The sequence below is a fragment of the Candidatus Syntrophosphaera sp. genome (assembly GCA_019429425.1).
GTDB lineage: Bacteria > Cloacimonadota > Cloacimonadia > Cloacimonadales > Cloacimonadaceae > Syntrophosphaera.
This window is the reverse complement of sequence record JAHYIU010000023.1, coordinates 1-13,501: the sequence shown is the minus strand read 5'-3', so window position 1 is coordinate 13,501 and position 13,501 is coordinate 1. Positions and strand designations below refer to the sequence as shown.

The following is a 13,501-nucleotide window of genomic DNA, read 5'->3' as shown; positions in this document are numbered from 1 at the left end:
TTTATTGCATGCGTAGATGCCTCTAAAGAATCAGATTCCAGGGAGGTTTAACTTGCGCCGGTTTGTTTTGCTTTGTGCCTGTTGGGGCCTGCTGTGCGGCCTGTATGCCCAGTATCACGGCTGGACGAACTACACCTGGGGTCCGGACGCCAAAGGTGTCATGTTTTCAGGCAATTATGCCTGGGTGGCGACAAGCGGTGGCCTGGTCCGGATCGATCGGAGCAGCCTGGAACTTACGCATTTCAATCACGCCAATTCCGGACTGCCGGGCAACGGGATCGGTGGCATCGCCATTGACGGGGCTGGCAACCTCTGGCTCCGCTATATGAACAGCCTGGTCAAGTACGACGGAAGCAGCTGGCAGACCTTTGCCAGCCCTTTTTGGGGTTTCACCTGCATGGACATCGCGCCTGACGGGACGATCTGGCTGGGCACGGGCAGCGGAGGCCTGATCCGCTTCGACGGCGCGGTCTTCACCCAGTACACCAACTTCAGCAACCACGCCTATCCCGAGGCCAGCAACGTATCCGTGGACGGGCACGGGCGGGTCTGGTTCAGCACCAACTATTTCTATATCGACGAGAACAATTTCGGGGAGTTACTACTGCCCGGAGCCTTGATGTATTATGATGGGGCTGCCTTCACGGTCTTCAGCCCAGCCTTTTCCCCGGTCACAGTCCGCGGCATCTCCGAGATCGCCTTCGACGCCGCGAACCGTTTGTGGGTGGGAACTGCCGGCGGCGGGATCTGGTATCATGACGGTTCTTACTGGACCAATTTCAACACAGATAACAGCGGCATGGCCAGCGATTACATTTCCCACCTTGCTTTCGATATCCAGGGCAGGCTCTGGGCCAGCCATCTGCAAGGACTGGACTGCTTTGACGGCATATCCTGGCATGCCTTCACTCCTGCCAATTCCTCGATACCCTCAAACCACTTTTACAACCTGGCCGCTGATCCCGCCGGGCCTGTCTGGGTGGGATTCCTGGAAGGCCTGCTCCGGATCGGCGATCAGGGCATGCAGCTGCTGCAGCTATCCAACAGCGGCCTGTCCAGTTCACGCGTCACCAATCAGGTCCAGGCAGCCGACGGAACCATGTGGTTTGCCACCGGGCACGGCCTGGACTTCTTTGATGGAGAGAACTGGGGCCACTTCGACCTTTCCGCCGGCGCCGAATATCTGATGGACCTCGAGTTCGACTTCCAGGGCCGGCTCTGGATCGCCTCCCAATACCATGGCCTGTTCTGTTTCGACGGCAGCCAGTTCATCAATTACAATGTCTCTAACTCAGCTCTCCCCTCCAACGGGATTGGTGACATTGAGATAGATCCCCAGGGCCGGGTCTGGCTTGGCCTGCCCTACAACGGAGTGGTCTGTTTCGATGGCGTCGCCTGGACCCTCTACAACACAGACAATTCGCCGCTCCCGACCAACCAGGTTACCGCCCTGACCGTGGACACGGAAGGCAGGGCCTGGATCGGTTGCTTCTATCAACCCAACCAACTGGGTGGGCTGGCAGTCCTGGATGGCGATGGCTGGAGCTTTTACGACACCTCCAATTCCGGACTGCCCTCCATCCTGGTCAAAACCATCGAAGTGCGGGACGGGGTCGCCTGGATCGGCACCAACAACGGTCTGGCGAGCTTCGATGGCTCAAGCTGGCAGGTTTATAACACCTCCAACTCCGGCCTGCCCGGCAATGAGATCGACTCCATCACGTTCGACAGCAACGGGCACCTGCTGATTGGCACCCATTCCGCCGGTCTGGTGCATTATGCCCAGGGCGTTTGGACGGTGTGGAACTCCAGTAATTCCGGCATCGCAAGCAACCGCTGCGACTATCTGCTGGTGGCGCCCAACGACCAGATCTGGATCGGCGCCGGGGTCAGCGTTTTTGAGCACGGAGCTTCTCTGATCCTGGATCCCATGGCCCCTCCTCCTTCCGCCCTCCTTCGCGCCTGGCCCAATCCCTTTGCAAGCCAGATCAGCTTTGATGGCTGGCCGGAGCGCGGCGAAACCCGGATCGGCCTGTTTAACCTGCGCGGGCAAAAGATCGCGGATTGGAATATCCCGGCAGGCCACGAACTCACGCTGGACCTGGCTTCCCGAGGCCTGGACGATCTGCCCAATGGAGTGTATCTCTGGCGTCTAGATTCAGGAAGAAGCTCAGTTTGGTGCCGCACTCTGAAATGTGAATGACGAATTGCTCCCGCAGCCTCGCTATAAAGTCTCACCCAAACTTGCAAATGGGTTTCACCTGTCAAAGTGCCCGTAACTGTTTATCGGATTGTGAGATGAATAGGACTGGCTTTAAACTGTGTCAAAGTGCTCTTTGGACGTTTTTGGACGTTTCAGTATCACGCTTTTTGCAAATTTGGACTGCTTTCAGGGTATTTTCAGACCATCGAATTTGATAAAACTATTAGCTCATTTATTACGCTGCGCCAGTAGTGCGTTTACCCGCATCAGTAAATAACTCTCGGTCTGAACCGGGTACAAAAGACTGGTTCACAAGTCTTATCTGGGGAAAACATGGTTATCTCTATTGATGGCAAATAAATGAGCCGATATTGAGGGCTTATTGGCTTAGTGCAGTTTTGAATTTACATGGTTGTATCCTTGGCTTTTTTTAGGTGATATATTAGAGATACAATATTGCCTGAAGATTTATGCTGAAATCCCCAAAAAACAGTGGAAAGTACTTCCCAAGTTATTGCCCTGCAGTAGAGTAGCACCCAATAAATACATCATGGAGGCGCTTATGAAAGCGACCAGTTACGAGCCTGGGAAGATGGTGGTCAAGGATGAGCACTTTGACACCTCGAGCACTTTGACACTAAAAATGGCAAGATTACTGTCAAAGAGCCCCAAAGTTTACCAGGCACTTTGACAGATTGGAATGTGGTCAGATATCAAAGAAACACGCCTCAAATGCTCGTCAGTAATGGATTTGAGCATCATGGTACTCAAAACAGCAGATTGAGTGTCAAAGTGCCCCCAGATTCCGACCCCGCTCTGGTTAGATTTAGAACGAACGTTCTGATCAATGAAGATGTTGGTATATTACCTCAAAATCAAGCACTCCAAGTTGAATCCAGTTGCCCTTCATACATCGATTTCGCGCCTCGTGAGAAACTACCGCTAAAGCATGACAAAGAGGCCAAGCTACTCGGTTACTTCTGTAATCTCGTGATCAAGAGACTGGCTTTATGCCACTCCAAGGTCGAGGAGTGGAAGCTGATAGTGGAGGAATACAATAATGGCTCTTTAGCGCCAGAGCTATTCAAGCTCAGAGGTGAACGTAAAGAACGGGCTCTGCGTCTCTGGATCGACCAGTACATCAAATCCAATCAGGACATGTTCGCTCTGCTCCATAAGGGCAAGAACCTGAACCACAAACGTAAAGTAACCGAGACCGAGGCCAATGTCCTACTCAGCATCCTGCTGCATCCCAACCAGATCACCATCGGTTCTGCGATCAACATGCTGAAAGCTCAAGCCCGCTTAGGTTACTATGAGTCACCTACCAGCAAGCCTACCTTAAGAAGATGGTGCAATGAGTGGATGGAGAACCATATTGCAACTTGGGAGCAAACCCGGAAGGGCAGCAAATACGTGGTGGAGCACATCGTCAAGACCATCCATCGGGATTCCCGACTGCTCCATGTTGGACAGGTATGGGTGGCTGATGGACATACCCTGGCCTTTGATATCCTCAATCCCCATACCGGTAAAGCCCAACGCATGACCATGATCATGGTCTTTGACTGGGCCTCCAGATATCCGGTGGGTGCCTCACTCGCCTTTACGGAAGACAGCCAGCATATCCAGACTGCCTTCCGCAATGCCTTCCTCAATACTTCACACTGGTATCTGCAGACCGATGCCGAGGGCAATGCGGTGCAAACCCGACCACCCTTCGCCTTCGTGCCCGAGGCAGTCTATCTCGATAATGGCAAAGCCTTCAGATCTAAACTATTCCACGAGTCCTGGGAAGGCCATGATCTGGAGCTTGAATTGGGTGGTATCTTCCCTAAACTTGGCATCGAAGCCCACTTCGCGGAGAGCTACAATGCCAAGGCCAAAGTGATCGAGCGGTTCTTCAGGACCTTCCAGGAGCAATTCGAACGCTTCATCAGCAGCTTCCGGGGAGCTAACGTAGCCAACAAGCCCTCGACCCTGATGCGTAATGAGAAGTGGGCAAAAGCCTTATACAAGCGTGAGGCTCCCACTATCCAGGATGCGATGCAGATGATCGGCTTCTATATCAGGCACATCTATGGCGAGACCGAGCATGGCGGACTGGAAGGCAAAACACCTTGGCAGGTATTCAGTTCCGCACTGGTGCCGGAAGAGCGGATGCTCAGGCCGGATAAGCTGAACTTCATGATGCTGGCTACCGAGCGCAAGTCAGTTAGAAACGATGGTATAGTATTCAACAAGCTGCTCTACTGGCACATCGCCTTGATGGACAATATCGGCAAGCCGGTGATCATCAGATACGACTATGCCGAAGCCAGGTGGATACTGGTCTATGATATGAAAGATAATTTCATCTGCCAGGCAGAGCTAAGACGCAGCCAGCATCCTTTCATCCACATCGATAAGAACAACCCGATCTCGCATCAGTCCCTCAAGAAGGAATACACGCAGATCAAGAAGCTGCAACGCTTAACCGAACAGCATGCCAGAGACTTCGTACTGCATAATCAAGAGGCAGTGGATAATCTCCTCGAACCTTATGTGCGGGAAAGCCTGAGCGGACCCAATCCCACCTTTCAACAAGGCGGCATGATCACCGCACCAAAACCTGAGGCTCAAGACCGCATCGAAAAGATGGAGCAGGAACTGGTTAAGGACCTGCCAGAATTGGAGTTCATAGCTCCGGAAGAACAGAACTACGGAGCCACTCAACTAGATTCAAAGCATAACGAAATAGACACTTCATCAGACACTTCATCAGCCGATCCTGAGCCAGAGGAGCAGGACGATGATGATGACGAGAGCTTCTACAGTATGCTGAAAAAAACCGGCATAATCTAATAAGGAGGATAAATGAAACCTAACAAGCTCGTGCAAATCAAGAACGTTATCAGGGCTGATGCCTGCATCCAGTTCCTGATGAACCGCCCAAAGACCGAGATGGTAGGCTTGGGACTGATCTACGGCAAGCCCGGCCTGGGCAAAACCACCTATGCCAGTCGCATCGCTTTCATGCGATGCTACATCTATATGCGGCTGGAATCTACCACCACTCCCAAGTCCTTCGCGGTTGATCTATTAACCGCACTCTACCGCCGCTTCGAATTGGGTGAGTTCATCCCCAGTGGCACTAGCAATAACCTCTTCAAGTACTGCCTGAAGCTTCTGGATGACAATCCGGAGACGGTGATCGTGATCGATGAGATCGACTATGCCTTCAAGCATGACCGCCTCTTAGGTGCCATCCGGGACATCGTGGACGTCACCCTGACCATAATGGTCCTGGTCGGGATGCAGGATGCCAGGAACAAGTTAGCCGCCATCAACCGCCACTACTTCGACCGCTGCAACTACTTCTACGAGTTCAAGAAAGTGGGCAAGGACGATATCCGCAAGATCGCCAAGGAAGTGATGGAGATACCTGTGGATGAGTCGGTAGTGAACAAGATCGACTTCAACTGCGAAGGCAATCTCCGTAAAGCTGTGAAGATCATGTACATCATCGAGCGGGCCAAGGCCACCAATCCCCAACTCTCCATCGCCGACCTCGACCTGGGGAGAGATCTATGACCGCCAGAGACCTGGTATTGAACTTCGTAAACCAGTACAACAAGCCCTTCGATGCGGCTCTGATCGCCAATATGACGGGACTGGAGATCAAGGAAGTTGAGCCTATCATTACCGAACTGCTTGAGAACAAGACCATCAAGTTAGCCAGCAAGCGGGAGCCCATCTATGCCCGCAGCAATCGCTTCAACACCAATGTGGACAAACAGATACGTCCTAACTGGCACTTCGATCCCCAGGCAGCTCTGGCCTTGATCAACCTCATCGAGCAGGGCAGCTACTCATCGATCAGAAGTATCGCCGAAGCCTTCGGGAGAAGCCGTCAGTGGGTCTTCGTCTATCTGGAGGCCCTGGCTTCGGTGGGAGTGATAGGCGTTAACCAATACGGTTACTGCGTGTTAACCAAGAAGGACGTCGGCAAGGTCGGCATCAAGATCAAGCGTGGCATCCTCAAGGAACTGATTGCCCACTGCGCTGAATTACGTAAACAACAGAAGCTGCAAGATGACATGGATGACTGGAATCTCAAAGTGGAAGGCCCGGAAACGCTGGAAAAGGAGATGGAAGCATTCGATAGTAATGTTCAAGCTACAACGTTGTTTCTAAATAATCACTGCAAGTCTCAAACATCTTTGCCTAACTAAACTAAACACAAGCCACCATAAACACGACCAGAATATTATTCTTGGACATTAGGTAAAAGGTTCGAAAATAATCCTTGACAAGCATATGGGCAGAATAAAACTTACACAGTAAGCATACAATCATTGGAAGATTGATGAGCACGGGGCGCGAGATTCACGGCTCCAGCTTGATTGTCACACTTTCCCGCCCCGTTATAACCCTCTTTTCAGGAGGTGGCCATGAGCACGAGTAAAAAACTGGCGGCGCTTTTTGCGGCAATGCTATTCGCTGTTGCCCTGTTCGGGCAGCGCGACATGCCGATCATCGCCGAATTGGTGGGGGAACACAACGGCGCTTGTTTTGGTTGGTCGGTTATAACACTGGATTTTAACCATGACGGTTATGACGATCTTGCCATTTTTTCTGCCGGTTATGGCTGGGAGTACCCTAGCACACCCTCCAGAGGTAAAGTCTATATCTACTACGGAGGACCTGGCTTCAATTCAAACACTCCGCCCGCCGTGACTTTGGAAGGCGATTATCCCAACGGCACGAGCAGGGTGATTAACAGCATAGAGAATGTAGGCGACGTGAACGGGGACGGTTTCGACGATCTGATGATTGAGGATTTTACACCCTATGTCAGCGATAGTATAAGGTTTATGTTTTATTATGGAAACACGGACGACCTTTCCGCGCCGGATCGCATCGAGATTCCGCCACCTGGTGAGCATTTTGGCCAAATGTTCAAGCTTGGCGATGTTGACGGCGACGGATATGGCGACATTGGGGTTTATTACATCGATTATGTCGGCCACAATGGACGTTCATACGGCATCTTCTGGGGCGGTTCCTTCGAACGCCAGTTTGTCTTTGGGAACGATAATATCTTGTCGTATGCCACTGGAATAAACGGCATAGGGGACATTGACAATGACGGTTATGACGATTTTGCCATAGGATACAGGCGAGGCGGGACAGGTTCGACAGAATACGATGTGATCAGGCTTTTTAACGGAAACCCGGACCGGTCCTTCACTGAGCACCTGATTCTGCGGAATTCCTCCAGCGGCTCCACCAGGATATGCGAACCCCTGGGAGACCTGAACGCTGATGGTTACGCTGATTTCCTGGGCTATAGTGATTACACAAGTGGAAGGATCAGATTATGGTACGGGTCGGAAGCCATAGATCCCAACACCCCGTCGGTGGAGTTGCGGCCCGACTATGTGGAGCAAAGAATGGAAGGAGTGGGCTACGGCGACTTCAACAATGACGGCTACGACGATGTGGTCTGCGCTACTTATTATTTGCGCAGGATGGCGGTCTGGCTGGGCGGCGATCCGATGAACGGATTTGACGATTGGAGTGTGTATTACAATATCTACGATAAATTCGGCTATAGTGTAGCCACCGGGGATTATAACGCGGACGGTTTCTGCGACATCGCCATTTCCGCGCCCGAATTTGACAGTTACTGGCCGGAGCCCGGACGCGTGTTTATCTTCGGAGGCCACTCGGAAATGACCGCCAACGATGATCCCACCGCGCCGGGAGGGGAAGACCATTTCAGCCTCAGGCTCAGCCCCAATCCGGTCGGAAGGGATGGGACAATCGATCTGACCATCAGGGGCTGTGACAGCAAACCCAATCAAACCCTAAAGATCGAGATCTTCGATATCAGGGGCCGCCGTGTGTACTTAAGCGAGGGCGATAAGTTCACAGGCGGCACATTCCACAAGAGCCTTCAACTGCGGGACCTGGCTTCCGGCGTGTACATCTGCCGGGTCAAGCTGGGAAACTTGGTAATATCAGCCAAAATTAGCATGATCAAATGAGGAGGAACCCATGAAACGTTTCATGCTATTATCCATTATCCTGGGCTTAGCCGTCTTAATCATGGCGGCCAAGGCGCCCGACTTTCTAATAGGTACATTCAGTCAATACCAGTTAAGGTATGCTGGTAATGATTACGATCAAAATTTCATGGATTTAGCCCAATATTTGCACAACACAAATTACAATACGGTTGTATTTTCCATGTCTAATCATGATTATCATAATGATTTCTTAAAGTTGCAGCCAGTATTGGAACACTTGACTCAAGAATAAAAGGAGGTTATCATGAAAAAAGCATGCCTGCTTCTGCTGACATTAACATTTTGTAGTGCTATTCTACATGCTCAAAATCATATGGATTTGATAGCAACAATAACTGGCGATTTCTATGGTGCTCTGTTGGGAGTTGGTCTGGCAAGCCTGGATTTCAATGGAGATGGCATTAAAGATCTGGCTATCCAGGAATCAAACTGGAACCCAACCGGGAGCTATGACCCTTTACAAAGATATGGTAGGATCAATCTATATTGGGGTGGGGTAGATTTTGATACAATTCCTGACTTCTCTATCTTTGGCTCAGCAGATTTGCTTCTGAATTACGGTTATTGCGAAATAATCAATGCCGGGGATGTGAATAACGATGGCATTGAAGACTTGGCAGTTACAGCTAAGTCCGGATCTAGCAGGAAAGCTATGATATTTTTTGGACGCCAACAACCTGTCGAAACACCTGATGTTATGTTTCAATTTCCTTACCCATGCGGGATTAAACTAAGATGGATAGGCGATATAAATGCTGATGGATATGATGATATTGGTCTGATAATGGGTTATGATTTTGATCAACAAGTAAAGGTTATCTTAGGTGGCAGTTTTACAATGGGAGAACTATATAATATTAACTCTCATGAAGCGATAATGATAAGCGGAATTGGTGATGTCAATGGAGACGGGGTTTCAGATTACCATATTAAATATCCACTTGTCAGTACGGATTGGTCGCAAAACAGGTTGAGTGTTCACTTTGGAAGTTATACTTTTCCTGAGCTGGACAGTGTAGTTATCTGTCCCAACACAAATAGTTATGTTCAGGATTATGCTGCTGCCCTGGGAGATGTGAATGGTGATGGAATTGATGATTTTACCAGCTTTATCTATGAAAATGCCAAGGTCTGGTTTGGTGGTCCTGACATAACTACGCAATGGGATGTCTTATTAACAGAAAGTGTATATACAACAAAGGGTGAAATAGTATCTCATGGAGACTTCAATAATGATGGATATGAGGATATAGTTGGCGCCAGTCGAGGATATCATTTTGATACAGGGATATCCTGGATTTGGTTAGGGGGAAGTAGTTTTAACGGAACAGTAGATTTAGTTATTCCGGCACAACCCGGTGTTTTCGAGCAATTTGGTTTTGCCAAAGCCACCGGGGATTTCAATAATGACGGTTACTGTGATGTTGCAATATCACAACCTTGGCATCAAGCGGGAGAAATAACTACGCCCGGTAAGGTGTTTGTTTTTGCTGGAAATGCACAGCTTGAGGACACGACTGTTGCCAATGACGATTATATCAATCCGGCACAAGACAATGATCTTTGGGGGATAACGGTTTACCCTAATCCCATTCCCAAGGGTAACGTTACATTAAATATCTGCTTTCAGGGAGCAGGCTACAGCAAAACAAATGGAAACCTGAAAGCAGTTCTTTATAATATCAAAGGACAGATAATAGATAGCTATAAGATACCCGGATCAGATATTCGCAGGAAAATCTGGACTCATACACTTAAAAAGTGTCCCGCTGGAGAATACCTGATTGCCGTCCTGGATGGAAGCAAAAGATTAATCACCCATAAATTCACTATAAAATAAAAGGAGTGACAAATGCTGAAAAAAATGATTATCACGGCACTGGTAATGATTGTATCATTACATATGCTTGCCAAATTTGCTGAACTGAATAATTTCATTATTGGCGGGTATACAGGTTGGAGAGCATCAGAATTTTATTGGGGATATGGAACTCATCTACCATATGGTGCAGCTTCACCTGGTGTATTTTTTGAGTTAAAAGAGTGTGGTTATAATAGCGCAATTGCAAATGTAAGTAATCCTGACCCAGATTTATCAGCTATGTTGTATAATTTTGATTTGCACGAACAAGATGCAATGTTGATTGATAAATCGTGGGACCCTCGTCCGACAAATACGGATCGTGAAGGTGTATACGGAATGTCTTTATCCAACTATCAAATGTATGAAGCAGAGTTCTCATCAATGGGTGACCCAGTACCAGAACAAGACAGAAAGGATAAATATTACTACTGCTCTCTTCCTTCTGATAGGGTGGGCATCATGATATCACCAAATAGCCAGATCCCAGGTAGTACGTCTTCTGGAGACAAAGTGTGGTTCTGCGATAGAAGTGAGGATGAGGCAGGATATGCTATCAACGATTTGAGATACAGGTTTCCCACAGCTAATAATGTTTTCACGTATTTAAATGAGGAATTTTTCTTTCATCATTCTGGCGTTGATTCGATTAGCAATTATATGTTAGATAATGATTATCTTGATTTTAAAGTAGCATTCAGACTTCCTGAATACGACAGAGATATTGCACATCCTATCAATATGCTGCAGTTTGAAATCTGCGGTCGTCCTTAGATTGACAACACTATTTCGTCAAATTTTGTTCCTATTCCTCATACTAACATTGCTACAGTTGAACATTCTAATGAAACAATAATAAATCAATATGATTATGATTCACTAAACTCAGATGGTTTTAATAACAAAATCATCTGCCTCCGTGTCAGCAGACAAGACTTAATGAATGCAGATATGCTGCTGTATCAAGGAGGACGTTGGGTATTGTCAAACATATTCCCCAGAATTTGGTGGTATGCTAATTCAGATTTACTACTTGACTACATTGAAGTCGAAGATAATTGCCACCAGGATCTTATTGCAAATCAAACACAAAATGCGACAAAAATCAACAATCGCCTTGATGATTTACAAATTGCTGCAACTCAAGATAATCTTACAAGAGTATATAGCTTTGATGAACCAAATCAACCTCAGTTTGATTCTTATCGTCTTGTGCAGAATATGATTTCTTTCGGTAATCCAAGTATGTTTACTGCTATATACGATAGAAAGAGTGATAAGAAGAAAGTTGATAATCCTCAAGGTGCTGAAGATTATTATCAGCATCCAAAAGCTTTTATTGACGCTGCTAATCCTAAATTTCTTGCAGTGGATATTTATCCTATTCGAGCAGAAGTCGATTGGAACAACCCCGAAAATCCGTACACTGGTATTCAAGTCAAACTTGATAAGATGCTAGATAACTACCGTTATTACACTGAGCAGTGTCAATCGCACCCAGATATTAACTATGTTTTTATAGTGCAGTCTTTTGGAAAATGGGATAGAAACGAACAACCATTTCATTGGAGATCATGGATGAGACCACCTTATCAAACTCAGACGATGCTTCAGTATTTACCACTGTGTTACGGAGTTGATGGTATTATAAATTATAAAACAACTTCTTGGATTAAAGAAAGTTATGCTGATCAAGATAATGACGATTATGATTATGCACCTGTTAATATAGACTATTCAGCTTCTACAGATGGTGTTCCAATATAATCAAAACTTCTAACTATTACGCATTGCAGTCAGCTAATGCGAAGATACTAAAAATCGGACCAATAATAAGTGATCAACAACTAGATTGGCAGGGAGCCGATTGTTTAAGAATTGGATCGAATCCCACTGAATTTAACTTACAATCACTGTTGTTAGACGATCTACAAATCATTGATGCGGACGATGATCCGTATGATAATGGATACATTCAATGTGGCGCTTATCTAAACAAGGTAGTGTCTCAAAGGTTGGTGTAAAATAGGTAACGCCAGATGAAGAAAAAGGTTGAGCCAGATCCCGCTCTTTGTTTTAATGGTTAATCGAAACTAAAAGACAAGGAGACGATCATGACTCAACCGAAGCGAAAGAAAGATGAACAGGCGGAATTGGTCAAGTTATTTCGGTCGATAATACCGGGAGATTTTGTAAAAGTGCTTGAAAACAGTATCCAGAGGATCATTGAAGCTGAGCTCAGCACAATCCTGGGAGCAAAGCCTTATCAGCGCGTGGAGAGCAGAACCAACTACCGCAACGGCTATCGAGAGCGCAAAGAGCCTCTCAGCACCGGATTGGGGCCTATAAGCGTAAACATTCCCAAGCTCAGGAACGGCAGTTTCTATCCCTCTATCCTGGAGCAATATCAGAGGGTGGACCGGGCCTTGATCAGCATCATCAGCGAGGCCTATTTTGCCGGTGTCTCAACCCGCAGGATGAATCAGCTGTTCGTTGATCTGGGGCTTTCAAACATTGATCGCAGCTTTGTAAGCCGTTGCGCGAAGCAGATCGACGCGGAAGTGGAGGTTTGGAGGAACAGGGAGTTGGACAATCGGTATGCCTATATCTGGCTTGACGCGATCTACACCAAGATCCGGACAGAGAAGGGTGTGCGACCGACGGCGGTATTGATTGCCATTGGGTTGAAGGAAGACGGCCATCGTGATGTTTTGGGTCTTCACTTGGGTAACCGTGAAAGTTACTACAACTGGAAGGACTTCCTGCAAAGCCTCAAAGAGCGTGGTTTGGAGCGTAGCGAGCTCTGGATCAGCGATGAGCATGACGGCCTGATCAAATCGATAGAAGAGTGTTTTCCCGGCCAGCTCAGGCAACGCTGCATCGTCCACTGGATGCGCAATGCCCAGAGCAAGGTGTCAAAGACCGATCTATTATGGTTGCTGCCGCTCTTGAAAGACCTGGTGGGATCAAGAACGAGGGAATCGTTTGAACTTGCCTGGAGGAACTTGTGCGGCGTGGTCGAAGCCAAGGGCAAAGAAAAGCTTGGGAACTGGCTGGACGACACTTATCATGAGATTTCCGTGTATCTGGATTTCCCCGCCGGCCACTGGAGCAGGATAAAGTCCACCAACCCGCTTGAAAGGCTCAATGAAGAGCTCCGGCGCAGGGAAAAGAGCATCCGGATCTTTCCCGACGAAAAGAGCTGCATGCGCCTTCTGGGGGCTATTCTGCAGGGTTATTCGGAAGATTGGACCAGTGGCAGGATCTATCTGTCCGAGCCCTTGGAAAAGATCAGGGAACTACAGAAAAGACCCATACCGGTCGAGTCGCCGCGCGACGGGCTGGAGCCCTGCTCCGTCGGCT

The 13,501-nt window shown here is 48.1% G+C and carries 10 protein-coding genes; all 10 read left to right on the top strand.

Annotated features, from left to right (window positions below):
- Positions 1 to 52 precede the first annotated feature (52 nt).
- Positions 53 to 2,203, top strand: coding sequence for a hypothetical protein (locus tag K0B87_03880; protein MBW6513879.1), 2,151 nt, complete (start codon positions 53 to 55; stop codon positions 2,201 to 2,203).
- Positions 2,204 to 2,935: 732 nt separating this feature from the next.
- A complete protein-coding gene (locus tag K0B87_03875) occupies positions 2,936 to 5,047 on the top strand; it encodes a Mu transposase C-terminal domain-containing protein (protein MBW6513878.1) in 2,112 nt (703 codons plus the stop codon).
- 12 nt (positions 5,048 to 5,059) lie between these two features.
- Positions 5,060 to 5,776, top strand: a complete 717-nt coding sequence (locus K0B87_03870; protein ID MBW6513877.1) for an ATP-binding protein — start codon at positions 5,060 to 5,062, stop codon at positions 5,774 to 5,776.
- Complete coding sequence (locus K0B87_03865; GenBank protein ID MBW6513876.1) at positions 5,773 to 6,417, top strand: hypothetical protein; 645 nt, start codon at positions 5,773 to 5,775, stop codon at positions 6,415 to 6,417. Before K0B87_03870 ends, K0B87_03865 begins: the two co-directional genes overlap by 4 nt.
- A gap of 219 nt (positions 6,418 to 6,636) precedes the next feature.
- On the top strand, positions 6,637 to 8,235 hold the full coding sequence (locus tag K0B87_03860; protein MBW6513875.1) for an FG-GAP repeat protein: 1,599 nt from the start codon (positions 6,637 to 6,639) through the stop codon (positions 8,233 to 8,235).
- Positions 8,236 to 8,245: 10 nt separating this feature from the next.
- Complete coding sequence (locus tag K0B87_03855) at positions 8,246 to 8,509, top strand: hypothetical protein (protein ID MBW6513874.1); 264 nt, start codon at positions 8,246 to 8,248, stop codon at positions 8,507 to 8,509.
- 12 nt (positions 8,510 to 8,521) lie between these two features.
- Positions 8,522 to 10,117: a VCBS repeat-containing protein gene (locus tag K0B87_03850; GenBank protein MBW6513873.1), complete on the top strand. Its 1,596-nt coding sequence runs from the start codon at positions 8,522 to 8,524 to the stop codon at positions 10,115 to 10,117.
- A 12-nt stretch (positions 10,118 to 10,129) separates the two neighbouring features.
- Positions 10,130 to 10,912, top strand: a complete 783-nt coding sequence (locus tag K0B87_03845) for a hypothetical protein (protein ID MBW6513872.1) — start codon at positions 10,130 to 10,132, stop codon at positions 10,910 to 10,912.
- Between the two features lie 165 nt (positions 10,913 to 11,077).
- Complete coding sequence (locus K0B87_03840; protein ID MBW6513871.1) at positions 11,078 to 11,905, top strand: hypothetical protein; 828 nt, start codon at positions 11,078 to 11,080, stop codon at positions 11,903 to 11,905.
- A gap of 347 nt (positions 11,906 to 12,252) precedes the next feature.
- On the top strand, positions 12,253 to 13,501 hold a 1,249-nt coding region (locus tag K0B87_03835; protein ID MBW6513870.1), incomplete at its 3' end, for an IS256 family transposase.